We start from the raw sequence: 23851 nt of genomic DNA on the forward strand, positions 1-23851 counted from the left end.
ACGGCTCGACCGCACGGCCGAACAATGATATAGCCGGCCCACTCAGTGGGTGACAACGGACCTCGCCGACAATGACGAGTCATTACGATCACGCGCAGGTACAGGAGTTCTGGCAGTACGTCTGGGAGCGCGACGACGTCTACGCGCTCGATGCCGACGCCGACGATCCGACCTACGTGCTCGGCATGTTCCCCTACACGTCGGGCACGCTCCACATGGGGCACGTCAGAAACTACGCGATTACGGACGCGTACTCACGCTATCGCCGCATGCAGGGCGACGACGTCCTCCACCCGATGGGCTGGGACGCCTTCGGGCTTCCCGCCGAAAACGCCGCCTTCGAGCGGAAGACGGACCCGCGATCCTGGACCGAGGCGTGTATCCGGCGGATGCGCGAGGAACTCGAGACCATGGGCTTCGGCTACGACTGGTCTCGAGAGATCACCACCTGCGAGCCGGAGTATTACCGGTGGAACCAGTGGCTGTTCAAGCGCCTCTACGAGGCGGGGCTCGTCGAGTACGAGGCGGCGACGGTCAACTGGTGTCCCGACTGCGAGACGGTGCTGGCCGACGCCCAGGTCGTCGATCGCGAGGACGAGCGCAGCGAGTCCTCGAATCAGGCGAGCAGCGAGGCCGAACACGATGAGGCCTCGGATCGGGAGAGCGGCGACGGCGCCCGCGTCTGCTGGCGCTGCGAGACTCCCGTCGGGCGGCGCGAACTCGATCAGTGGTTCTTCACGATCACCGACTACGCCGAGGAGCTCCACGAGGGGCTCGCCGATCTCGAGGGGTGGCCGGAGGGCGTTCGCGAGATCCAGCGCAACTGGATCGGCCGGCAGGAAGGCGCGCGGATCACGTTCGACGTGACCGGGTACGGTGACGATACCGACGGGAGCAACCCCGTCGACGTGTTCACCACGCGGCCGGAGACGATCTACGGGGCGACCTACCTCGCGGTGTCGCCGGGACACGAACTGGCTCGGGAACTGGCCGAATCCAATAGCGCAGTCACCGAATACGTCGATACCGCCCGCGAACAGGACCCCAACGAAGTCGGCTTTTCGGGCGTCGAAACGGACGCGACAGCGATCCACCCGTTGACCGGCGAGGAACTTCCCGTCTACGTCGCCGGCTACGTTCTCGAGGACGTCGGAACCGGGGCCGTCATGGGCGTTCCCGGCCACAACGAGCGCGATCGCTCTTTCGCACGCGAACACGACCTCCCGGTCGAGCGCGTGATCGTCCCCGAAACCGACGACGGTAACGGCGACGAAACCGACGAAACGCCGGCCTACACCGGCGAGGGGATCCTCGAGAACAGCGGCGAGTACGACGGGCTCGCGAGCGAGGTCGCCGGCGAACGACTCGTGGCGGCACACGATGCGCTCGAGGAAGACGTCACCTACCGGTTGCGGGATTGGCTGATCTCCCGGCAGCGCTACTGGGGGACGCCGATCCCGGTCGTCCACTGCGACGACTGCGGCCACGTCCTCGTGCCGGACGAGGAGCTGCCCGTCGAACTCCCCGAGTTCGTTCGGACCACGGGCAACCCGCTCGAGGCCCACGAGTCGTTCCGCGAGACGACCTGTCCTGACTGCGGCGGGCCCGCGCGCCGCGAAACGGACACGATGGACACGTTCGTCGACTCCTCGTGGTACTACCTGCGCTTCCTCTCGCCGGACCTCGCGGATGCACCGTTCGACACGGATCTCGCCGACGATTGGCTGCCGATCGACGTCTACGTCGGCGGCGACGAACACGCCATCCTCCACCTGCTGTACACCCGCTTCTTTACGAAGGCGCTGGCCGATATCGGGCTTCTCGAGCGGCGAGAACCGATTCGGGAGCTCATGAGTCAGGGGACGGTGCTGTACGACGGCGAGAAGATGTCCAGTTCGAAGGGGAACGTCGTCACCCCCGAGGAGTACGGTGCGGAGACGACTCGACTGTTCGTGCTCTCGGCGGCCCACCCCGAACAGGACTTCGAGTGGACCGCCAACAACGTCCGCGGGGCGTACGACCTCCAGCAAACGCTCTATCGGATGGCGACCGAGTTCGTCGACGAGGGCACGCCCCGCGTCGAGCGGCGCGAGCACGACGACTACGTGGCCCGAGAGATCGACCGAACGATCGCAGCGGTCACCGAGGAGTACGAGCGGTTCCGGTTCCACCGAGCTGCGACCGAGATCCGAGAGCTGGCACGACTGCTTCGACGGTATCGTGAGTACGACGACCCACACGGCGACGTCTACCGGCGAGGACTGCTCACGCTCGCTGCATCGATCGCTCCCATGGCACCCCACCTCGGCGAAGAACTCTGGAATAAACTCCGCGGAGAGGGGCTCGCCGTCGAGGCCGACTGGCCCGAACCGACCCACGACGCGTCGTCCTACCGGCTCGAGCGGCAGCTGATCGAGCGAACGCTCGAAGACGTGCGAGATATCGTCGACGTCGCCGCGATCGACGAACCGGAACGGATCGAACTGGTCGTCGCTCCGAAGTGGAAGTACCGTGCTGCCCACCTGGCAAGCCGGAACGCGGGTGAGGAGAGCGACGGGATCGACGACGCCGGTTCTGTGGTCGACCGCGTGATCGAGGATGACGTGATCGATGCCGACCGTGAGACCGTCAGCGCCTTCGTCGGGGAACTGGCCGGCCACGACGGCGACGAAAGCGGACAGACCCTCACCGGGGATCGCGAGTTGGCGATCCTCGACCGCGCGTCCTGGCTCGTCACCGACGAGTTCGGTGCGGACGTCGTCGTCCGACAGGCGAGCACGGACGACGAGCACGCGGCTCGAGCCCGGCCCGGCAAACCCGCGATTCACATCAGGTGACCATCCGTTCGGGCGTCCTTCGACCCGACCGCGGTGTCCGTCTGCGTCCGCGACCGTGACCGGCCACGAGTGCGACTGAGCCCGGAAGGACAGCTTTATTCGACCGGCTTCGAAAGGGCCGAATACATGTCGAGGGGACGGGATAGCATTGATAAAGCGGCCGGAACGCCGCCGAGCCAGGCAGTGATCGAAGCGGTCGCCGAGGCGGAAGGCGTTCCACCGACGACGGTCTCGCCGCCGGAGTACGAGTCGCTCCACGCCGTCGCCGACCCGACGGCGCTCGACGCGCTTTTCGCGGATCGATCCAACGGGGCGAGCAGACCCGGCGGGACCGTCACCTTTCCCTTCTGTGGCTACGACGTCACCGTCGAGCGAGACGGATCGGTATCGCTCGAGGAACGGAACGAACGGGGCAACTGACAACGTATCGGGAGGTGGTATCGGCTGTTCGACGGACCAACTGAGAACGAACACGGAAAGACTCTTTTCGACGAAGGATCGATTACCGCCACGATGGAGAGCCACTACGAGGTCCTCGGACTGTCCGTCGATGCCGACGAACAGGCAGTTCGGCGGGCTTACCGGTCCTTACTGAAGGAACACCATCCGGATCAGGGTGGCTCTCGAGAGCAGTTTATACGGATCACGGAGGCGTACGAAGCGATCCTCGGCGAGCGGGTTCCGGGCGAACGCGAAACGGACGGGGGTGCGATTACCCGAGGACACCGGGGATCACACCGCCGTCAACAGCCCACCTACGACCCGGACGAGCGCGACGATAGTGACGACCGCGATCGCACCCACGAACTGACGGTCAGCGGCGAATACCTCACGGTGACGCTCGCCGGGCTGGTTCACGACGTCGACCTCGCGGCGCTGGTCGACGGCCCCGTTACTGCCGCGACCGAGCGGACGGTCGCGTTCGTCCGCCTCCACAATACGAGCGCACGATCCCTCTCCTGGCAGGGCAAGACGAACACGAGTTTCATCGGCGACGACGGGTTCCTCTACGAGGGCTCGAGTATCGTCGCTGCCCACGCCACCGACCTCCCGGAGCGATGGGTCGGGACCGACGTCGAACTCGAGCCGGGTCGAGCAGTGGACGGGGTCGTCGTCGCCCAGGAAATCCCGGACGACGTCGACGTCGAACAGGTCATTTACACGCAACACGTTCCCGACGAAGGGTCCGACGAAGGCGGTTTCGCGGACACCGAACGGTACATCTTCGAACTGAAACCGCTCGTTCGCGAGCGACTCAACCGGTTCCCGTTCGATCGGAACTGAGCCGGATCGGTTCGACTCCCGGTGCGTCGAGTCGCGGACTGACTCGAGTCCCGAATGCGGGCCGCGGTTAATTCCCCATGCGAGCGTGCTGGAACAGCAAGGGTGATACGGTGGTGTTCCTAACGTCGGATAATGGCAACCGCTGACGCGAGACGCCGGCTCCGCGAGCAGCCGATCGGTGCAACGATCGTCCTGACGATCGTCGGATACGCGCTGGTGCTCGGGACGTTCCTCCTGGACATCCCGCTCTATCCGGACTTGACGAACGCGCAGGTCAACCTGCTCTCCCACGTGATCGCGGTCATCAACACCACTGCGACGGTCGTGTTGGTGCTCGGCTGGTACTGGATCCGCGCCGGCGAGGTCGCGAAACACCGGGCTGCGATGAGTAGCGGGTTCGTGTTGATCCTCGGATTCCTGGTCGTCTACCTGCTCAAGGTCGGCGGCGGCGGGACGAAAGAGTTCGTCGGCCCCGATGTGGTCTACTACCCCTACCTCATCATGTTAGCGATCCACATCATTCTCTCGATCGTCTCGGTTCCGGTCGTCCTCTACGCGCTGGTGCTCGGAGTGACCCACACGCCCGCCGAGCTCCGGAACACGTCCCACGCTCGAGTCGGTCGGATCGCCGCGGGCTCGTGGATTCTGAGTCTCTTCCTGGGAGTCGTCACGTACGTCCTGCTCAACCACGCTTTCAGCTACGAGTTCGCGTCGATGATCGGTCCAGTTGGCTTCTAACCGACTCGTCTCGGGTTCGTTCCTTCCCCTACGTCGAGAAAGACACACCGCTGGGACCGACAAGTTATCCCGCTGGCCGTTCCTATTCCCGAGCAACGAATGCAATTCGTCGAAGAAATCGTCGTAGACGAGTTCCTTCCCACCATCAGGTCGCTTCTCGCCGGCGATCTTCGGGACCGCGGATTCACGCAGAGCGACGTCGCCGAGGTGCTCGGCATCAGCCAGAGCGCCGTCTCGAAGTACGCCCACGGCGACGTCACGATCAACGACCGTATCGCCGAGGACGAGCGGGTCCGGACGCTCGTCGACGAACTCGGTACCGGGCTGGCGGCCGGTGATATCTCGCCCGTGCAGGCCCTGATCGAGATCGAGGTCCTGATCCGCGACCTCGAGTCCGGCGGCGACCTCCTCGCACAGCTCCACGAGGAGGCCGTGCCGGAGCTCGCCGATCACGGCTCCGGATTCCGGGTTCACGACCCCGAGAGCGATCTCCGGACGAGCGAGCGCGTCCTCTCGTCGCTCCGGCGCGGGCTGGGCATGCTCGAGACCGCCAGCGGATTCACGAACCTGATCCCCGCGGTCGGCTCGAATCTGGTCGCCTGTACGCCGGATGCCGAAGACGTCGACGACGTCGCGGGCGTCCCCGGGCGCATCTTCGACGTGAAAGGGCGAATGACGGTCCCTGCGGATCCCGAGTTCGGCGTCTCCGAGCACGTCGCACGCGTGTTGCTGGCCGCACGCCGCCACGGCGCGGACGTTTCGGCGGGGATCAACATCACGTACGAGCCGGAACTGATCGACGACCTGACCGAGCGGGGTCACGTCGCCGCCGAGTTCGACGAATCGGGCGACGTCGCCTCGAGCGCCGGCGCGGCGATCGAGGACGAGCCCGACGCGACGGTCCTGTACCAGACGGGTGGCATGGGGATCGAACCGCTCATCTACGTACTCGGTCCGGACGCGGAGTCCGTCGCGGACACGGTCCGGTCAATCATCTGAGCCGCCGGTCGGCGGTAGTGAACGCAGGTCATGTCTGAATCAGCACAGGACTTTTACGGCCGTTGGGCGCGTCTCTACGATCTGATCGCACGCCGAACCCCCGGTATCGCACGGCTCCGTGAACGGGCGGCCGCCGCCTGTCGACTCGAGCCCGGCGACACCGTCGTCGAGATGGGCTGTGGCACGGGTGCGAACCTTCCGTATCTCCGGGAGCGAGTCGGTCCCGAGGGAACCGTGATCGGGATCGACTTCACGGGGCCGGTGCTCGAGCGGGCGCGTGCGGCCACCGCGGCGTACGACAACGTCCACGTCCTGCGGGGAGATGCGACGCGGCCGCCGGTCGGCAGCGAGGGTCTCGAAGGAGAAGCCGGCGAGATCGACGCCGTCCTCGCGACGTTCGTCGTGGGGATGCTCGAGGACCCGGCGGGCGCGGTCGACGACTGGTGCGATCTCGTCGGTCCCGACGGCACCGTCGTCCTCGCCAACGCGGCCCGAAGCCAGGAGTGGTACGCCCCGCCGGTCAACGCCCTCTTCCGGGCAATCGTCGTCCTCTCGACGCCGCCGACGACGAAATTCCGGTACAAGGACGATCCCCACGTACGGCTCGACGAGAAGATCGACGCCGCACACGCCCGCCTCCGCGAGCGCGCCGTCGCCGTCGCGGACGAGACGCACGTCTTCGGCGTGGTTCGGCTTACGGGTGGTCGGCTCGAGTGAGGGAAGTGATAACCGCGCCGTTCCGACCGGTTACGCCGTCGCCTCGAGCCCCTCGTACTCCCGAATCCGCCGCGCCATCCCGTCGGGGATCGGGCTCGGTCGCTCCGTCTCGGGGTCGACGTGGACGATCGTGGTTTCGGCCGTCGCCGCGACTGCGCCGTCGGCCCGGATCTCGTAGCTCATGGTGCAACTCGAATTGCCGAGCCGCGATACGGAGAGCGCGATCGTGGGGTCGTCGCCCATTCTGACCGGGCGGTCGTAGGCGATCTCGAGGTTCGCCATGACGAAGGAGATCTCTTCCGAGGGCAGTGCCGCGACCTCACGGAGGTAGCTGGTGCGGGCGATCTCGAGGTAGCTGGCGTAGACGGCGTGGTTGACGTGGTCGAGCGGATCGAGGTCGCGATAGCGGACGGGAACGTCGACGGTAAACTCGGCACTCATTGTATGTTTTACGAGCGGGCTGAGACAAAAGTACGCACCGGTTCGAGTACTCTTGCCTCCTGCTTCAGGGAAGGGAAGCGGCGGGAAAGACAGATATTGCGCCAATTATCTGGGAATGATGCCGAATGAACCCGTGAATGGGATCGGTGATCGAGGAGCGACCCCCTTCGAGAAGAGTGCCCTGCTATCGTGGCGGCAGGGAATCGCCACGCCCTCCCCAGCCGATTCGTTCGCTTGCGAGGGGTTCACTCCGTTCCCCCTCGCTTCGCTCACTCATCCCTCGCGCTGTCGGCTGCCTTCGCTAGCGCTCAGACAGCCGACAGCGCGCGCCACCGCATATCAGTTCGGTAGCTGAAATCGATAGAGCATTTTCCGTACACATCAGCCGCTCCGTTGTCACTCGTACAGCCGCGCATGATCGCTGCAGAACGCGGGCTCACGCAGCTGGGCGTCGATCAGGTCTTCGTGGTAGTGGGCGTTGAACAGTCGACACACCTCCCGATCGCAAAAGGCCTCGCCCGTCTCGAGGTAGTGGTACGCCTGCAGGACGTATCCCCGCAGCGCGTCGGTCGTTCGCGGATCGTCTTCCACGAGGAAGTCGCCCTCGACCTGGTTCTCGAGGACCTCTCGCGGCGGCGCGTCGCCGGATAGGAGGGCGTGACGTTGCTTTTCTTTGTAGTAGGCCTCGGGTTTGGCGGGCGCTTCGTAGAGCCCCGGTACCGAGACCAGCGCCGGCTGCCCGAGGATGTTCACGCGCTTGTGCCAGCGGCCGTCGTGGTCGCCCCAGGTCCCGACGGCCCGATCGAGAATCGGGACGTGCAGCGTCTCGAGCCCCCGTTCCGCCGCGGGAAGCGCGGAATTGAGCGCTCGCTGAATCTGGACGCCGTCGTAGAGGACGCCGCCCTCGCGCTCGGGGTGCTCGAGCGCGCGCTCCTCGTAGCGGATCGTCCCGAGCATCGTATTACCAGTTTCGCGCTCGTACGGCGAGGGGACCCGCGCCTCGGCGAAGCGTTCGGGGAGGTTTTCGGTGCGGTGGACCTCGAAAAAGCGATCGCGGACGGTCACGTCGGCGTCGATCCGTTCCGTAAGCCAGTCAGCGATCGCGTCGACGTCGCAGACCGTCGTCGGTGCTCGATAGAGGACGACGCTATCGACCATGGTGCGTACTGAGTGGAGACGATTCGAACGGTCGATCGGTCCCTCGAGCGGCGCGGATCGACGGTTCGTCGGGGCAACCCGCAGTCATATCCCGATTGTATTACTCGGTGGTTAAAACGGATTGCGGTTCGGTGGTTCGACCAAGTGACTCGAGCGGCTCGCTCGAGTCGGTGATTCGTCCGGAACGGCCCGTGGGACGGAAGTCGATCGTCTCACCGGATCAGTGGTGATACCAAGTATCGTCGTCATTCCGCTGATCGCCAGCGTCACCGTCGCCACCGGTCTCGGCGCTGTCCGAGCCAAGGCTCGAGTCCGTCTCCGCGACCGCTTCGAGGAGGTGTCGCTCGCGGACGCGATCGCTGGCCCGCATCGCCCGCCGGGCCGCGTTGTCGGCAAGCAGGGCGATATCGCTGGCCGCGTATCCGTCGGTGGCGTCGACGACCGCTTCCCAGGAGATGTCGGCGGCGACCGGCCGGTCCGCGAGGTGAACCCGAAGGATCTCCCTGCGCGCGGTCGCGTCCGGCGGCGGTACTTCGATCCGCTCGTCGAAGCGGCCGGACCGCAAGACGGCGTCGTCGATATCGGTGATGCGGTTCGTCGCGGCGACGACCACGACCGCCTCGTCCCCGAGGGACTCGAGTTCGGTGAGCAACTGATTGACCAGCTGGCGCTGACTGGCGTTCCCACCGTCGGTTCGCGCGCCGGCGATGCCGTCGATTTCGTCGAGAAAGACCACGCAGGGGGCGTTCTGGCGGGCGATCTCGAAGAGATCGGCGACGTTCCGTGCAGGCTTGCCCATCCACTTGCTCGTCAGGTCCGCTGGGGCCACTTCGAGGAAGGAATAGTCGAGTTCGCCGGCGAACGCACCGGCGACGTGCGTCTTCCCACAGCCCGGCGGGCCGTGTAGCAGGAGCCCGCTCGTGACGCCCAGTCCGTACTCGGCGTACCGATCCGCGTTCTCGAGGGGATCGATCACCGTGTCGTGCAACCGCTCTTTCAGGTCGTCCATCCCGCCGACGTCGTCGAATCCGCGGTCGACCGTCGGGGTGACGAGCGACCGGGCGCTCAGATCGACACCGTCGGGCTGGGTAATCGTCTTCCCGTCGCCCAGCGCTCCGCCCGCCCAGTCGGGAACGCTCGAATCGACGGCCTCGACGGCGGCGAGCAGGTGCTCGGAATCGATCAGGTCGTCGTCTCGAAGCGCCCGGCGCGCCGCGTCCGTCGCGATGTACTCGAGGTCGCTCGCCGCGTATCCGGCGGTGCGGTCGACGACGGACTCGAGCGCCAGATCGTCGACGACCGGTCGCTCCTCGAGGTGTATCTCGAGGATCTCCTCGCGAGCGGCCGCGTCCGGCGGCGGGACCTCGATCCGCTCGTCGAACCGGCCGGTCCGCAGGATCGCGTCGTCGACGTCTTCGAGCAGGTTCGTCGCCGCGAGCACCAATACGCCGTCCGAAACGGCCTCGAGTTCGGTCAGGAGCTGGTTGACCATTCCCCGTTCGCTCGTGCTCGACTGGTCCTCCCGGGCGCTCGCGATGGCGTCGATCTCGTCCAGAAAGAGCACGCACGGCCGGTTCGCCTCGGCGATGGCGAAAACGTCCTGGACGTTCTCGGCGGGTTTGCCCATGTACTTGCTCGAGAGGTCGGCAGGGGTCACCTTGAGGAACGAATAGTCGAGTTCCCCGGCCAGCGCACCGGCCACGTAGGTCTTGCCACAGCCGGGCGGTCCGTGGAGCAAGACGCCGGAGACGGGGTCGAGCCCGTACTCCCGGAACTGGTCGGGGCGTTCGACCGGGCCGATGACGGTCCGTCGTAACGTCTGCTCGAGATCGGCCATGCCGCCGATGTCGGCGAAACAGCGATCCGGGGCCGGGTCCACCAGCGTCTCGGCGTCGAGCTCCGCGGTCTCGGGCTGGACGGGTTCGGAGCTGCCGGATTGCGGTTCGCCGCGATCGTCGGCTCCGCCGGTGGCAGTCGACCGCTCGTCCGCTGTCTCTGCCGCGTCGGACGCGCTATCGTCGCGTCCGTCCCCGGGGTCGCCGGTCTGTCCGTCCGGGTCAGTGCTATCGCTCGAGTCGGAGCCGGAATCGTCGGCCCCCGACGGATCGGTCGGCTGCCGAATCGACGTGTGGGCGTACCGGGCGAGGCGGCTCTTATCCGTGCGGAAAAACGCGGAGAGCCACTCGTGTGGCGAATCGTTGTCCTCGCGTGTGTCCTCCGGATCTCGTACGACGCCGATGAGGTCGCGCTCGTCGGGTCGATACACTTCACAGACCCAGAACGGCAGATAGAGTCGCGTCACGTCCGCGATGCCGTCGAACGCCGCGGGATCGAGATCCGACGGCAGCCCGAACGTGTCGACCAGTCCCTCGACGTACGACGACGTGATCGACGCGGGATCGTCGAACCGGTGGGACTCGGCCACGTCAGCGAGCCGCTCCGGGAGCAACCGGCGCGCTCGCTGGGTCGGAACCTGAAAATCGAGCAGGACCGTCCGGCCGAGTCCCGGTCGATCCAGCCCCAGGTCGTACGCGTCGAGCGACACGGACTCGAGCGAGTCCGTTTCCGACCGGTACCGCTGTAGCGCGGCGTGATTGTCGGCCCAGAGCCCGTCGAGCAATGTCACGCCGTGGGTAGTTTCGTCCCCCCACGGGAGCCGACTCTCCCGTTCGTAGCGGTATTCGACCCGGAACACCGGGTAGAGAACGCGGTGGAGCCTCGTGAGCTCTGCATCCGGTCCGACGGCTTCCGTCGCGTAGGCCTCGAGCGAGTGCTTGATCGCTCCCGCGGCCGGTACCATCCGGTCGATCTCGACGGTGTCCGGAATCATTCGTTTTCGTCTCCCCCCAGTCGCAAGGGCCGACGGTGTGCCCGGCCCGTTCGGTGTGTCGTCATTACCAACTGATACATACTGGACCGAAATGACAGTATCGGTTGGATTTAGTTACTACCTGCCAACAATTAATGATTTGGCCCGTGACTGACGGGCGGGTTTCGCTCGAGACGCCTCCGGTGAATCGCATGACTACGTCGAGGCAAACCGGTACGACTGGGAGTAAAAGCGGGAGACTGGGGATGATCACTGTCTAAAATCCCCCGCTTCACTGTAAAAGTCGAAGCACTTGCCAAAAACGCTGTTAGTGGTCGAGGTCGGCGACGCCCTGTTCCCCGAAGTAGGCGGTGACAACGTCGTCGATGGCTTCGATCGGCACGCCTGGCCCGAGTTCCTCGATGGCGATGGTCTGGGCTTGAGAATAAAATCAGACTGTATTGATACGAATATCTAAGCAACCCTAAAATAATTCCATATTTCATCCATTTTCACAACTAGTTCACAGCGCGCATTTTATTAGAATAGTATATTATTATTAGTGGACGGTGAAATCGAAACGTTCTTTTTTGTTAAGGGGAAATAACTATTTGCAATGGTTGAAAACCATGGCAGACGGAAATGGCTTCGTGGTATCGGCATTGGAACTGCATCCCTGGCTATTCCAGGTACAGCACTTGCTGATGGAACCAATGGAGACGAAGCAAGAGCAAACGATTACGATCGAGATGAAGGCAATCTCGATCTGACAGTCGAAACGGTTGAACTCGATGGGAAGACCGCTATCCTTTCTGTTTGTGAAGACACTGAAACTGGAGAGGAAGCAGCGTTTGTTTCCGAGATTGAAACTTCAGAGGCAGGAGTCCAATCGACGCAAGGCAAACTCAAAGGAGAGTTGACTCCGGCGACAGAGCCAGCTGTTGGGGCCCAAACCGCAGAAGCAGACGATGCTTCGCTCCTGAAGAGAAGTGATCCAGAAAAGGTGAAAGAAGTGATTCGGAAACTCGATGGAAATGATGTTGGCACTCTGGATCACGCTCCAGGCGGATGGGAAGGAGTGATTCAGGACCTTCCTACTGAGGCCGAAGATTACATCGTGCGTGCCGAATGGTATATGAACGACCTGGAGGAAGATTGTGAGGCTGATTTCTGGGAAGCTCCGACTCATTGGCAGTTTGGGATCGGTGTCGAATGGACAGACCTTATGGATGATTTGATTTCAAATGTTGTGTTTGGAACAATCCTAGGTCTTCTAGTCGGCGCAGGCTTGGGTGCCGCAGCAGGATCAATTACGGGACCAGGTGCAGTGGTAGCAGGTAAAGCAGGTGGAGTGATCGGAGCAGTTACTGGATCCGTAGCAAGCGTAGTGTGGGACAACACAAAGGAATCGAAGTATCTCACATTTGGTTACCAAGATACTGATTTTTGTGCAGATGCTTGGAGGTTCGAAACCTGTGTGCCCGGTATGCGAATCTTCGGAAATGGGCACTATCTCGATGAATCGGAGGACATCGGGTCATTCGGCAAACACCCTGGTCATATGAGAGACCAAGAGACGATTGTGAGTGCAGTTGGGGAGACAGCGTTACCAGGATTCCCGATCAACACCACCCGAGAACTCGTCGAATGGTTCATTGATAATGCTGGTGACCTCGATATAGACATATCGAACCCATTCGCCTTGTAGAATTAGAAAACACCATACAACACATTATTTTCCCCACTGGACCAAAGAATATATGTGAACGGACCAAGGAGTATTAACATGGAAGAAGTAGATACTAATGAAAAGAAAGAATCGAGCGAGAGTGCTATAGGGGCTTTTCTATTCATTGCAGCAGGGGGAATTACAGGAGGTGCTGTTGCTTATGCAGTCATGACAATCGCAGATATATTTATTTCAATAGATGGATCAAATCTCATTTATTCATTAGCAGAAGCAAGTGTTACAATAGTATTGGTGATATTGTATATACAAATTTTCAGCAATTATTATTTATATAGGCTTGAATAATGTTAAATCTCCATATCTATTAATATTTTAATATTATCTATCATTCATACCTATTCTATAATATGACAAGTCATGAGTATGGTTGTGGGTCCGTAGGAGAAATTTGTTAAGAAGACAATATGCAGAACGGTTTTGCATTCACTCTTCTTCTAACCATCTATTCCGAATTTTCAAGGCCGATCTCTGCCAGTATTTGTGGCATCTCGCCGAGAGATCGAGCGCTTCGCGGGAGGATTTCTCCAGGTAAATCTGCAGACAATACAGCGACACGACGGCGTAGTCAGTGAATCCGCCACCTCGTAGGGTGCGGGTTCACCTCGGCTACCAACAGCACTTTTAGACAACCTCGCTATTTTCCCAGTGAAGCGGGAGATTTTGGGCAGAGACCATCCGCTGTTTCCCACTTCAATTCCCTAGTTGTAACGGATCAAGTCGGCGCAATCTGACGATTCACTAAATCCCTCGAGCCGATCCTCAGTTAACGAGATCCGGGCGGCTGGCGGTTAATTCTCTAAAAAGTCGGGCTCCGCGAGCGCTTCGTCCTCGGCCTCGCGCCAGGAGTGTTTAGGTTCCCACCCCAGTTCCGCGCGGGCTTTCGCCGTCGAGAACGCCGACTCGTCCCCCTCGAGGTCGCACTCGTCGGGCAGGTCGCCGAAGACGGCCTCGATGACCTCGGCAGTGGGGCGGTCGAGATAGTTCTCCTCGGCCACCGCCAGGTACGGCTCGTGGCCGTCGATATCGGCCTCGAGCGCGGCGTCGACGATCGACACGACGTCGCGGACGTCGACGTACGACCAGAAGTTACCGCTCCGGTCGGCCGTCTCGGGGTCGAACGACGCTCGTTCGTCCGCGACGGGGTACGTCCCCGGATACTGGATCCACGAGGGGCGAATCGAGGCGACCGAGACGCCGTATCGCCGGACCGTCTTCGCGGCGATTTCTTCGCCGACGAGCTTCGAGGTGCCGTAGCCGTCTTCCGGCCGCATCGGGTGGGACTCGTCGATCGGCAGGTAATCGGGAAGGAACGGCTCCGCGGCGAAGGGCATCCCGTAGAGGCTCTCGCTCGAGGCCCAGATCACGTCCGCGCCCGCTCGCCCAGCGGCCTCGAACACGTTGTAGGTGGTCGTGACGTTCGTCAGGAACGTTTCGGTCCCGGTCGCGATGCCCATCTTCGGGATTCCGGCGAAGTGAATCACCGAGTCCGGTTCGTGGTCGAGGATCGCTTCCCAGGCCCGTCCCTGGTCGGTGAGATCGGTCGCGAGAAAGGTGACGTTATCGCGCTCGCGCGGCGGGCGCTCGAGGTCGACGCCCAGCACGTCGTGGCCCTCGCTCGCGAAGTGATCGACGATCCAACTGCCCGCACCGCCGGTCGCACCGGTGACGACGAGATTCACGTCGGAACGATACGCACGGGTCGCGAAAACGGTGGGGATTTCCTCGCCGGGTGCCCTCCCGACGACAGCGATCACGTCGAAAAAGTGCGCCCGGAGTCGGTATCGCGGCCAGTGTCGCAGGCGTTCATCCGGCCGGTCCTGCTCGGAGGGCTGTTATCCACGACTTAATAAATCGTTTCACCTGTTTATCTATAGCTAATACCAAATTTAATTTTATATATAAAAATGAAAAACAGGGGGGTGCATGCCATCACAGCAATCGACGCCGAATCGACGATCAGTCCTGCAATCGCTCGGTGCCCTCGGAGCGCTCGGGGTCACCGGAATCGGAACGGCAGCGGGGGTGCGTGCCCAGTTCGAACCGCTCGGCTCGGTCGACATATCCGGGGGAGTAGCGGAGGCCGTCGCCAGCGACGACGGGGAAACCGCGTACGTCGCGATCGACGCGGGGTTCGTGTCCGTCGACATCTCGGATCCCGCCGCCCCGTCCGTAATCGCAGAGCGGACGGATACGGGCCTGTCGGGCGTCATGGACGTCAAGGAAGACGGCGACCGCGTGATCGTCGTCGGTCCCGGCAACTCCACGGGGAGCGTCAACGGGATGGGCCTGTACGACGTCTCGGATCCGTCGAATCCAACGTCGCTCGCGTTCCACGACACGGACTTCGCGATTCACAACGCCTATCTGACCGAGGACGTGGCCTACCTCATCGACAACGGTTCGGCCGAGGTCGTCATGATAGACGTTAGCGGCGACGATCCCTCCGAAATCAACCGGTGGGGACTGTCCGGCGCGTCGACCCTCCACGACCTCTGGATCCAGGATGGGATCGCCTATCTCTGCTACTGGGACGACGGAACGGTGATGCTGGACGTATCGGACCCGAACAACCCCTCCCAGATCGGCACGGTCCGCGACGGCAGTTCGCGATCCGGGAACAACGACCACTACGTGACCCTCGACGCGGACGCATCCATCTGCGCGATCGGCAAGGAACAGATCGGATCCCGTAGCCACCTCGGCGTCGAGCTCTGGGATGTCTCCGACAAGACTGACACGCAATTCCTCGCTGAGATAGACCCACCGTCCCAACCGTCGGGTGGCGAACGGACCTCACACAACCTCGACATCGTCGGTGACTACGTCTACACTTCCTGGTACGAGGGCGGCATTCGCGTCCACGATATCAGCGATCCGTCGGAACCCGAGGAAATCGCCTCCTGGCGGGGCGATGGTGCTTCGTTCTGGACCGCAGAAGTCGCCGTCGAGGGCGAGACAGTCATCGCCAGCGACGAATCGATCGCGAGCGGCAACGGGGGACTGTACACGTTCCCGGACCCGCGGGCGGACTCCGACCAGCCGCCGACGGCGCGGATCGACGCGCCTAACGCCGTGACGGTCGGTGAGTCCGCCACCTTCGACGGCGCCGATTCCGCCGATCCGGACGGGACGATCGCGGGCTACGAGTGGGACTTCGGCGACGGCGCGACCGCGAGTGGCGAGACGGTCTCTCACGCGTACGACGAAACCGGCCAGTACACGGTCCGGCTCGAGGTGACCGACGACGACGGGAACAGCGATACGGCGACGGCGACCGTCTCCGTCGAGGAGGAATCGGACGAGGCACCGATTGCGCGTCTCGAGGTGATCCCTGCCTCGCCCTCGGTGGGCGAACAGGTTACGTTCGACGGGAGCGGCTCCTCGGACCCGGACGGGACGATCACCGGTTACGAATGGGTCGTCGACGGCGAGGAGGTCGGCACTGGAGACACGGCCGAGTACACGTTCGATGCGACGGGTACCTACGACGTGGAACTCACGGTTACCGACGACGACGGAAACAGCGACACGGCGTCGGAACGGATCACGGTCGAAGACGACGGCGGCGGCGAGTGCGGCGACGAAACCGAGAGCACCACGGAGAACGGGCGGCTCTCGTGGTGGGACGACGGCGACGTCTACACCTACGAGACGAGCACGACCAGTCCCTGCAATATCGAAATCGTGCTGGACGGCCCGACTTACTTCGCGGACTTCGACCTGTACGTAACGTACGACGGCCGTGAACCGACGCCCGGAGACTACGACGACCGGGCGACCAGCTCCGACGCCGACGAGAGCATCGAGTCGGCCCTGGACGGCCAGACCGACGTCGGCATCCTGGTCGACCGGTACAGCGGCCGGGGCGAGTACACCGTGACGATCACCGAAAACGGACGGTGAGCCATCCGCGGCGAACCGCTTGCCACACCACGTCGTTTTTTCGCACTCGAGAAGCGTTGCGGTTCGAATCGGGGGGTTCGGGGGCGGCGGTTTCCTCGGCTCGCGTGGTCCGCTGACTCTCGGGATACGCGCAGTTCTTAGTCGTCGGCTGGCGCGGCTCGCGTGGTCCGCTGACTCTCGGGATACGCGCAGTTCTTAGTCGTCGGCTGGCGCGGCCCGCGAGGTCAGTTCGACGGGCTCGGCGTCGACCTCGAGTTCGTCGAGTGCGACCTGGGCGGCGCGCTTGCCAGAGACGAGCATGGCACCGAAGGTGGGGCCCATGCGCGGCAGGCCGTAGGTGGTCGCGGTCGCCATCCCGGTCGCGATGAGGCCCTCGTGGACGAGACCGGTGTGTTCGACGACGGCGTCCTCGGACTTGCCGACCCACATCGAGTCGTGGCCGGGCGAGTCGTGGCCGGGCGCGCCGTAGGAGTCGTCGCCGGTCTGGTCCATCCCCGTCGCGGACTCCTCGGCGTCCGCGATACCCGGCGCGTCGAGCACGCCGCGCTCGTCGAGTTTCTTGACCGCCATCGCGTCGTGGCCGGTCGCGTCGATGACCAGATCCGCCTCGACGGCGATCGGGTCGACGCAGGTGATCTCGCGGGGCAGCGCGTGGACCGGCGTCCAGTTCATGACGATGCCGCCGACGCGGTGGTCCTCGCGGATGACGATGTCCGTGAACTCGGTCATATTTTGCATCTTCGCGCCAGCGTCGCAGGCGGCCTTGATCAGGCCGGAACAGGCCTCCGGCCCGTTCGCGACGTAGAGCCCCTCGCTGTCCTGGGACTGTTTGTAATCGACCTCGAGTTCGTCGAGGACCTGCTGGGCGGGGTCGCGAACCGTGACCTTGTTCATCAGGAAGCCGCCGAGCCAGAAGCCGCCACCGAGGTAGTTGTTCTTCTCGACGACCATCGTCTTGACGCCGCGCTCGGAGAGTTCCTTCGCGGCCGTCAGCCCCGAGGGGCCACCGCCCACGATGATGACGTCCGAGTCCGAGAAGTCCATGAACTCCTCGGTCCACTCCTGTCCGATCGCACGAGTCACGTCCGCTTCACCGACCTGGCTGAACTGCTCGAAGTCGCTCATACAACTAGGTGGTATCACCAAGTAGTGTTAAGTCTATCGTCGTCACGGTTCGAGACATAATCAACTTTCGTGGGGTTCTCGCGGACGAATACGTCTGAGAGGGGAAACGTCGGGATCGCCGTCGTCGGGGCGTCGAGGTCCCGCCCATCGGCGGACCTCCGAGGGGTCAGTCGTCGACGAAATCCGTCTCGGTCGCGGTGCCGGACGCCGACCCGTCTCGAGGATCCGTCCCACCGCCGGGAGTCTCCACACTCTCGCCGTCGATGACGCCCTCCGTCCATGTTCCGAGGCGAAACCAGGCGACGGCGACGACGAAGGCCGCGATCATGCCGACGGCGAAGGCCCACCAGATGCCCTCGACGCCCCACTCGAGGGCGGCGACCGTCACGCCGGTACCGGGAATCGTCACGGACCACGAGAAGGCGAGGACGACGACGAGGGGAATCCGGAAGACCCACCGCGAGAGGACGGATAGGACCATCGCCTCGCGGGTGTTTCCGGCCCCCCGGAACGCACCCTGAATGACCATCACGCCGGCGAACAGTGCCCAGAAGGGGGCGGTGATCCGGAGAAAGACGATACCTTCAGTGATGACGGCGGGATCGGCGACGAAGATTCTCATGGCCGCTGCTGGGAACGCGAACAGGAGGGCCGCGACGGCGAAAATAAACACCATCGTCGCCGCGGTGGCAGTTCGCGCGACCGCGACTGCTCGATCGGGCGTCTTTGCGCCGAGGTTCTGCCCGACGCCGGTCGCGGTCGCCTGGCCGACTGCCCCGGCGACGGCCCACGTTACCGACATCAGTCGGATGCCGATTCCGTACGCCGCGGTGGGTGCGGGCCCGAACCGGGCGACGAACCCGGCCATCGCGACCGCGGCGAAGCTTCGGGCCCAGCCGTCGAACGTGGCCGGATAACCGATGTCGACCAGTCGTTTCAGGAGCCCGACGTCGGGCCTGAGATCACCGGGTCGAAGTCGAACGCCGAACCCGCCGTCCAACAGGATGGCGATCCCCGCGGCGGTCGCGAGTCCACGCGAGCAAAACGTTGCGATCGCTGCTCCTCGCGTCCCCATCGCCGGGAACGGGCCCCAGCCGAGCACGAGGAACGGATCGAAGACGACGTTGAGCCCTGCCGAAACGAACACGAGCCACATCGCCGTCTTCGTGTCGCCCGCGCCCTGCAGCGAGGCCCGGAACGCGAAGAAGAGGAAGGTAAAGGGCAACGCGAGGAAGATGACCTCGATGTAAGCGAGCGCCTCGACGAAGACCTGCCCGCGAGCGCCGATCAGGGAGAGCAGCGGCCGCCGGGCGGCGTAGCCGAGGACGGCGAGGACGCTCGAGACGGAAAGGGTCAGCAGGATCGTCTGGGCGACGACGCGGTCGGCCGTCCGGTCGTCACCGGCACCGACGTACTGGGAGACCAGCGCGATCGTGGCGGCGGTGATCCCCATCGCGGTCGAGACGAACAGCCACGAGAGGGGGAACATCAGCGAGATAGCGGCGACGGCGTCGCTGCTCACGCGGCCGACCCAGAACATGTCGGCGAGGTTGTAGGCGGTCTGGAGGAGGTTCCCCAGGACCAGCGGCCACGCGAGGCGGAGGAGCTTGGGGGAGATCGCCCCCGTCGTCATGTCGACGCGTGAGCGCTCCTGATCCGTCGTTGTCACGAATGGCTCTCACCGGAGCCTCGCCCGGACACGACAAAAGGACTCGGCTCGCGGGCGCGGGTTGCCGGCTTGTGACAACGAGTCCCCGTTGGCGACATTGAACTACATGTTGTGATTATTCATTTGTCCGGTTTCTTCCCCGTATAGATGGAACAGCCCCTATATTCGATATCCTTCCGAAAATATATTCACAAATAATATATTCCACACCTCGCATACTGTGTTCTATAGATGGTGTCAAACGAGGACCACTATCGGACGGAACTATCCCGGAGACGCGCTCTCGAGGCGCTCGGGACCGGCATTACAGCATCGGTCGGCGGCTGCATGGAGACCGTGCAGACCGACGAACCCGAGCCGACGTTCCACCATCCCGATAGCGTCCTGATCGACGAGCCGTTCACGCTCGAGATCGAGGGCCTACCGACGGGGACCGTCGAAATCGCTGCGACGGCCGAGGACCGTCGCAGTGTAACCTGGTCGGCGAGTGCGACCTACGAGGTGACCGATGGGACCATCGACCTCGACACCGACGCCCCGACGGCGGGCGATTACGACAAGGCCGATACCATGCGGTTGATCCAGCGCATGGAACCAGCAAACGGCGGTTCCAGCATATACGTCTCCTCATCGGAAGAACAGCTCTCGGTGGAGGTAATCGCCGACGGGGACGTCATTGGCTCGACCACGATCACGCGTCCTTTCGGTAGCCCCTACGTTAGCTCGAGGGTCGTCGACGACGGCCGACTCGCCGGACGGATCTTCAAACCGTCGGGGACGGAACCCGCGCCTGCCGTCGTCGTGTTGCACGGATCCGGCGGCGAACCCTTGCTCGGCATGGCACAGTTGCTCGCGGCGAACGGATTCGTCGCCTTCGCGCTCCAGTATTTCGGTACCGAGGGCGTGCCGGAGGAACTCTTCGAGGTACCGGTCGAAATCGTCGACGAGGCGGCGACGTGGCTCCTCGAGCGCGATCGAGTCGCCGGCTCGCGAGTCGGCCTCATCGGCTCGTCGAGAGGCGGGGAACTCGCGTTGCTGGCCGGGAGCGAGTTCGATTCGACCGGTGCCGTCGTCGGGATCAGCGCGAGCGGGGTCGGCTGGCAAGGGTATTCGGAGACGGACTCCGCTCCCAGATCCACCTGGACGCTCGATGGCGAGCCAGTTTCGTACGTCCCGCAAGTCGACGACCCGTCCGTCTGGGATCAACAGCGGCCTTACGAACACGAACCGGAGTTCGCGGCATCGCTCGACGCCGCATCCGAGGATCGAATCGACGCGGCGACGATCCCCGTCGAGGAGATTGACGGCCCCGTGTTGCTCGTTTCCGGGGGAGACGACAGGCTGTGGAACGCCGCCGAACTGTCGTCACTAGCGATCGATCGCCTCGAGGCACACGATTTCGAATACGAGTACGACCATCTGATCTTCGAGGATGCGGGCCACGCGATTCACTACCCCTACGTCCCGACCGCCAATCGGGCAGAATCAGAGCAGTACGTGATGGGCGGAACGCCAGCAGGGTACGCGGAGGCAGACGCCGAGTACTGGCCGCGGGCGCTCGAGACGCTGCGGCAGTCGTAGCACGGACGAATACGCGCGTCGCCTGCGCGAGCCCGCGACCGCACGCACACCCGCGCTGTCGGTCGGTTTTGGCGAAAGCGTTATCAAACACTCAATCGTAACGAGCCACGATGACCGACACTCGTCCGCTGGTACTGGCACCGCTCGCTCGAGGGGGTGATCCGTTGTGGAGCTGATAATCACGGAGAAGGACAACGCAGCCCGCCGGATCGCAGACATCCTGAGCGGCGGGACCTACGACTCGAGTCGCGAAAACGGAGTCAACGTCTACGAGTGGGGCGGCAAGCGCTGCGTGGGGCTGTCGGGCCACGTCGTCGGCGTCGACTTCCCCTCGGAGTACTCCGACTGGCGGGACGTCGAGCCGGTCGAGTTGATCGACGCAAGCGTCGAGAAGACGGCGACGAAGGAGAACATCGTCGCGACGCTGCGATTGCTGTCCCGGCGCGCCCAGCGGGTAACGATCGCGACGGACTACGACCGCGAGGGGGAACTGATCGGGAAGGAAGCGTACGACATCGTCCGAAACGTCGACGAGGAGGTGCCGATCCGCCGCGTTCGGTTCTCCTCGATCACGGAAAACGAAGTGCAGAGCGCCTTCGACGAGCCCGACGAGCTCGACTTCGATCTCGCCGCCGCCGGCGAAGCCCGCCAGATCATCGACCTCATCTGGGGCGCTGCACTCACCCGCTTCCTCTCGCTCTCTGCCGGCCAGCTGGGCGAGGACTTCATCTCCGTCGGCCGGGTGCAGTCGCCGACGCTGAAGCTCATTGTCGACCGCGAGCGCGAGATCGAGGCGTTCGATCCGGAGGACTACTGGGAACTCTTTGCCGATCTCCAAAAGGACGAAACTACGTTCGAGGCCCAGTACTTCTACCGCGACGAGGACGACAACGAGGCCGAACGCGTCTGGGAGGAGGCCGTCGCGGACGAGGTCTACGAGACGCTCGCGGACCGCGACGCCGCGACCGTCGTCGACGTCAACCGTCGGACTCGCACCGATTCGCCGCCGACGCCGTTCAATACGACCCAGTTCATCCGCGCGGCCAGCGCGATCGGCTACTCCGCCAAGCGGGCGATGTCGATCGCCGAGGATCTCTACACCGCCGGCTACATGACGTATCCGCGGACGGACAACACCGTCTACCCCGACGATCTCGACCCCGAAGAACTGCTAGACGAGTTCGTTGGTCATCCAACGCTGGGCGACTCCGCGGAGTCGCTGCTCGAGGCCGACGAGATCGTCCCGACGGAGGGCGACGAGGAGACGACCGACCACCCGCCGATTCATCCGACGGGCGAGATCCCGTCCCGCGGCGAAATCAGCGACGACGAGTGGGAGATCTACGAACTCGTCGTGCGCCGGTTCTACGCGACCGTCGCCGACGCCGCGGTCTGGGAACACCTCAAGGTCGTCGCCGAAGTCGACGACTACCGACTCAAATCGAACGGCAAGCGCCTCGTCGAAGCCGGCTACCACGACGTCTACCCTTACTTCTCCACGAAGGAGAACTACGTGCCGGACGTCGACGAGGGCGAGGAACTCGGCCTCTCCGACGTCGAACTCGAGGCCAAGGAGACCCAGCCGCCCCGCCGGTACGGCCAGTCGCGGCTCATCGAGACCATGGAGGACCTGGGCATCGGGACGAAGTCGACCCGCCACGACATTCTCGAGAAGCTCTACGACCGCGGCTACGTCGAGAGCGACCCGCCGCGGCCGACGCGGCTGGCCATGGCCGTCGTCGAGGCCGCCGAGGACTACGCCGATCGCATCGTCAGCGAGGAGATGACGGCCCAGCTCGAGGCCGACATGGACGCCATCGCGAGCGGCGAGGCGACGCTGGACGACGTGACCGACGACTCCCGCGAGATGCTCGAGGAGATCTTCGCGAACCTCGGCGACTCCCGGGACGAGATCGGCGACCACCTGCGCAAGTCGCTCAAGGACGACAAGCGCCTCGGCCCCTGCCCCGAGTGCGGCGAGGATCTGCTCGTGCGCCGGAGCCGCCACGGCTCGTACTTCATCGGCTGCGACGGCTATCCCGACTGCGAGAACACACTGCCGCTGCCGTCGACCGGCAAGCCGCTCATCCTCGAGGAGGAGTGCGAGGACCACGGCCTGAACGAGGTCAAGATGCTCGCGGGCCGCCAGACGTTCGTCCACGGCTGCCCGCTCTGCAAGGCGGAAGACGCCGGCGAAGGGCCGGTGCTGGGCGAGTGTCCGGACTGTGGAGAAGAGCACGGCGGTGAACTCGCCGTCAAGACCCTCCAGAGCGGGTCGCGGCTCGTCGGCTGTACGCGCTACCCCGATTGCGAGTACTCGCTGCCGCTGCCCCGACGGGGCGACATCGAGGTCACCGACGAGCACTGCGAGGAACACGAGCTCCCCGAGATCGTCGTCCACAGCGGCGACGAGCCCTGGGAACTGGGCTGCCCGATCTGCAACTACCAGGAGTTCCAGGCCCGCGAGAGCGAAACGGGCTCGGACCTCGAGGCGCTCGAGGGGGTCGGTGCGAAGACCGTCGAGAAGCTCGCCGACGCGGGGATCGAGGACCTCGACGACCTGACCGATGCCGATCCCGACGCCGTTGCGGACGACGTCGAGGGCGTCAGCGCCGATCGCATCCGGGGCTGGCAGGCGAAGGCGTAGGCGCAGGCGCAGACTCGTTTTTCGGATCGGCTACTGTCGACCTACGCTGTCTTTCGCGCTGGAATTCGGCACCCGTCCGAGAAGGGGTCGTGGAAGCTATGGTGAACGTACGTGTCTGACTGGCCCGAACGTGACGGGCGGTAGGAGACGGATTACAAGAGCCCCAGCGCTTGGATCTCGTTTTCATGGAGGT

17 protein-coding genes and 1 pseudogene are annotated in these 23851 nt (G+C 63.8%); 11 read left to right on the forward strand and 7 right to left on the reverse strand.

Translation table 11 applies throughout. The annotated features are described in order from the left end of the window. Positions 1–71: 71 nt before the first annotated feature. The 6 genes from leuS (at position 72) to LDB05_RS20000 (ending at position 6575) form a co-directional block, all read left to right on the forward strand. On the forward strand, positions 72–2837 hold the full coding sequence (gene leuS / locus LDB05_RS19975; RefSeq protein WP_226005722.1) for a leucine--tRNA ligase: 2766 nt from the start codon (positions 72–74) through the stop codon (positions 2835–2837). Positions 2838–2963: 126 nt separating this feature from the next. Next, positions 2964–3257, forward strand: coding sequence for a HalOD1 output domain-containing protein (locus tag LDB05_RS19980; RefSeq protein WP_226005723.1), 294 nt, complete (start codon positions 2964–2966; stop codon positions 3255–3257). 93 nt (positions 3258–3350) lie between these two features. After that, positions 3351–4121, forward strand: coding sequence for a J domain-containing protein (locus LDB05_RS19985; RefSeq protein ID WP_226005724.1), 771 nt, complete (start codon positions 3351–3353; stop codon positions 4119–4121). A gap of 132 nt (positions 4122–4253) precedes the next feature. Further along, positions 4254–4859, forward strand: a complete 606-nt coding sequence (locus tag LDB05_RS19990; RefSeq protein WP_226005725.1) for a DUF420 domain-containing protein — start codon at positions 4254–4256, stop codon at positions 4857–4859. Between the two features lie 99 nt (positions 4860–4958). Beyond that, positions 4959–5858, forward strand: a complete 900-nt coding sequence (locus LDB05_RS19995; RefSeq protein ID WP_226005726.1) for a thiamine-phosphate synthase family protein — start codon at positions 4959–4961, stop codon at positions 5856–5858. 30 nt (positions 5859–5888) lie between these two features. Then, positions 5889–6575, forward strand: coding sequence for a class I SAM-dependent methyltransferase (locus LDB05_RS20000; protein ID WP_226005727.1), 687 nt, complete (start codon positions 5889–5891; stop codon positions 6573–6575). 30 nt (positions 6576–6605) lie between these two features. Here the strand turns inward: LDB05_RS20000 and LDB05_RS20005 are convergent, their stop codons facing one another. The 3 genes from LDB05_RS20005 to LDB05_RS20015 all read right to left on the reverse strand — a co-directional run bounded on the left by LDB05_RS20005 (position 6606) and on the right by LDB05_RS20015 (position 11004). Continuing rightward, positions 6606–7016 carry an acyl-CoA thioesterase gene (locus tag LDB05_RS20005; protein WP_226005728.1) on the reverse strand — a complete coding sequence of 137 codons (411 nt, stop codon included), beginning with the start codon at positions 7014–7016 and terminating at the stop codon, positions 6606–6608. A 396-nt stretch (positions 7017–7412) separates the two neighbouring features. After that, on the reverse strand, positions 7413–8174 hold the full coding sequence (locus LDB05_RS20010; protein ID WP_226005729.1) for a DUF7001 family protein: 762 nt from the start codon (positions 8172–8174) through the stop codon (positions 7413–7415). A 220-nt stretch (positions 8175–8394) separates the two neighbouring features. Then, positions 8395–11004, reverse strand: coding sequence for an AAA family ATPase (locus LDB05_RS20015; protein WP_226005730.1), 2610 nt, complete (start codon positions 11002–11004; stop codon positions 8395–8397). Between the two features lie 595 nt (positions 11005–11599). Between LDB05_RS20015 and LDB05_RS20020 the strand changes: the two genes are divergently transcribed. Both LDB05_RS20020 and LDB05_RS20025 read left to right on the forward strand, forming a co-directional pair. Further along, a complete protein-coding gene (locus tag LDB05_RS20020; protein WP_226005731.1) occupies positions 11600–12691 on the forward strand; it encodes a hypothetical protein in 1092 nt (363 codons plus the stop codon). 78 nt (positions 12692–12769) lie between these two features. Then, positions 12770–13018: a hypothetical protein gene (locus LDB05_RS20025; protein WP_226005732.1), complete on the forward strand. Its 249-nt coding sequence runs from the start codon at positions 12770–12772 to the stop codon at positions 13016–13018. Positions 13019–13178: 160 nt separating this feature from the next. On the opposite strand, the pseudogene LDB05_RS20030 reads toward LDB05_RS20025, so the two are convergent. Both LDB05_RS20030 and LDB05_RS20035 read right to left on the reverse strand, forming a co-directional pair. Further along, positions 13179–13401: pseudogene (locus tag LDB05_RS20030) on the reverse strand (IS5/IS1182 family transposase); the annotation flags it as partial. Positions 13402–13521: 120 nt separating this feature from the next. Next, complete coding sequence (locus LDB05_RS20035; RefSeq protein ID WP_226005733.1) at positions 13522–14412, reverse strand: NAD-dependent epimerase/dehydratase family protein; 891 nt, start codon at positions 14410–14412, stop codon at positions 13522–13524. 244 nt (positions 14413–14656) lie between these two features. Between LDB05_RS20035 and LDB05_RS20040 the strand changes: the two genes are divergently transcribed. Continuing rightward, on the forward strand, positions 14657–16636 hold the full coding sequence (locus LDB05_RS20040) for a PKD domain-containing protein (protein WP_226005734.1): 1980 nt from the start codon (positions 14657–14659) through the stop codon (positions 16634–16636). Between the two features lie 195 nt (positions 16637–16831). On the opposite strand, the gene LDB05_RS20045 is transcribed toward LDB05_RS20040, so the two are convergent. After that, a complete protein-coding gene (locus LDB05_RS20045; protein ID WP_226005735.1) occupies positions 16832–17761 on the reverse strand; it encodes a sulfide-dependent adenosine diphosphate thiazole synthase in 930 nt (309 codons plus the stop codon). 166 nt (positions 17762–17927) lie between these two features. Then, positions 17928–19394: an MATE family efflux transporter gene (locus LDB05_RS20050; RefSeq protein ID WP_343232921.1), complete on the reverse strand. Its 1467-nt coding sequence runs from the start codon at positions 19392–19394 to the stop codon at positions 17928–17930. Between the two features lie 267 nt (positions 19395–19661). On the opposite strand from LDB05_RS20050, the gene LDB05_RS20055 reads away from it, so the two are divergent. Then, positions 19662–21011 carry an acyl-CoA thioester hydrolase/BAAT C-terminal domain-containing protein gene (locus LDB05_RS20055; protein WP_226005737.1) on the forward strand — a complete coding sequence of 450 codons (1350 nt, stop codon included), beginning with the start codon at positions 19662–19664 and terminating at the stop codon, positions 21009–21011. Positions 21012–21177: 166 nt separating this feature from the next. Beyond that, complete coding sequence (locus LDB05_RS20060) at positions 21178–23658, forward strand: DNA topoisomerase I (protein ID WP_226005738.1); 2481 nt, start codon at positions 21178–21180, stop codon at positions 23656–23658. Positions 23659–23851 lie beyond the last annotated feature (193 nt).

The sequence above is a fragment of the Natrinema salinisoli genome (assembly GCF_020405205.1).
GTDB classification, from domain to species: domain Archaea; phylum Halobacteriota; class Halobacteria; order Halobacteriales; family Natrialbaceae; genus Natrinema; species Natrinema salinisoli.

Excerpts from the sequence above, each read along its gene's own strand:
- leuS (WP_226005722.1), top strand. The coding sequence starts at position 72 with ATGACGAGTCATTACGATCACGCGCAGGTACAGGAGTTCTGGCAGTAC.
- LDB05_RS19980 (WP_226005723.1), top strand. The coding sequence starts at position 2,964 with ATGTCGAGGGGACGGGATAGCATTGATAAAGCGGCCGGAACGCCGCCG.
- LDB05_RS19985 (WP_226005724.1), top strand. The coding sequence starts at position 3,351 with ATGGAGAGCCACTACGAGGTCCTCGGACTGTCCGTCGATGCCGACGAA.
- LDB05_RS19990 (WP_226005725.1), top strand. The coding sequence starts at position 4,254 with ATGGCAACCGCTGACGCGAGACGCCGGCTCCGCGAGCAGCCGATCGGT.
- LDB05_RS19995 (WP_226005726.1), top strand. The coding sequence starts at position 4,959 with ATGCAATTCGTCGAAGAAATCGTCGTAGACGAGTTCCTTCCCACCATC.
- LDB05_RS20000 (WP_226005727.1), top strand. The coding sequence starts at position 5,889 with ATGTCTGAATCAGCACAGGACTTTTACGGCCGTTGGGCGCGTCTCTAC.
- LDB05_RS20005 (WP_226005728.1), bottom strand. The coding sequence starts at position 7,016 with ATGAGTGCCGAGTTTACCGTCGACGTTCCCGTCCGCTATCGCGACCTC.
- LDB05_RS20010 (WP_226005729.1), bottom strand. The coding sequence starts at position 8,174 with ATGGTCGATAGCGTCGTCCTCTATCGAGCACCGACGACGGTCTGCGAC.
- LDB05_RS20015 (WP_226005730.1), bottom strand. The coding sequence starts at position 11,004 with ATGATTCCGGACACCGTCGAGATCGACCGGATGGTACCGGCCGCGGGA.
- LDB05_RS20020 (WP_226005731.1), top strand. The coding sequence starts at position 11,600 with ATGGTTGAAAACCATGGCAGACGGAAATGGCTTCGTGGTATCGGCATT.
- LDB05_RS20025 (WP_226005732.1), top strand. The coding sequence starts at position 12,770 with ATGGAAGAAGTAGATACTAATGAAAAGAAAGAATCGAGCGAGAGTGCT.
- LDB05_RS20040 (WP_226005734.1), top strand. The coding sequence starts at position 14,657 with ATGCCATCACAGCAATCGACGCCGAATCGACGATCAGTCCTGCAATCG.
- LDB05_RS20045 (WP_226005735.1), bottom strand. The coding sequence starts at position 17,761 with ATGAGCGACTTCGAGCAGTTCAGCCAGGTCGGTGAAGCGGACGTGACT.
- LDB05_RS20050 (WP_343232921.1), bottom strand. The coding sequence starts at position 19,394 with ATGACGACGGGGGCGATCTCCCCCAAGCTCCTCCGCCTCGCGTGGCCG.
- LDB05_RS20055 (WP_226005737.1), top strand. The coding sequence starts at position 19,662 with ATGGTGTCAAACGAGGACCACTATCGGACGGAACTATCCCGGAGACGC.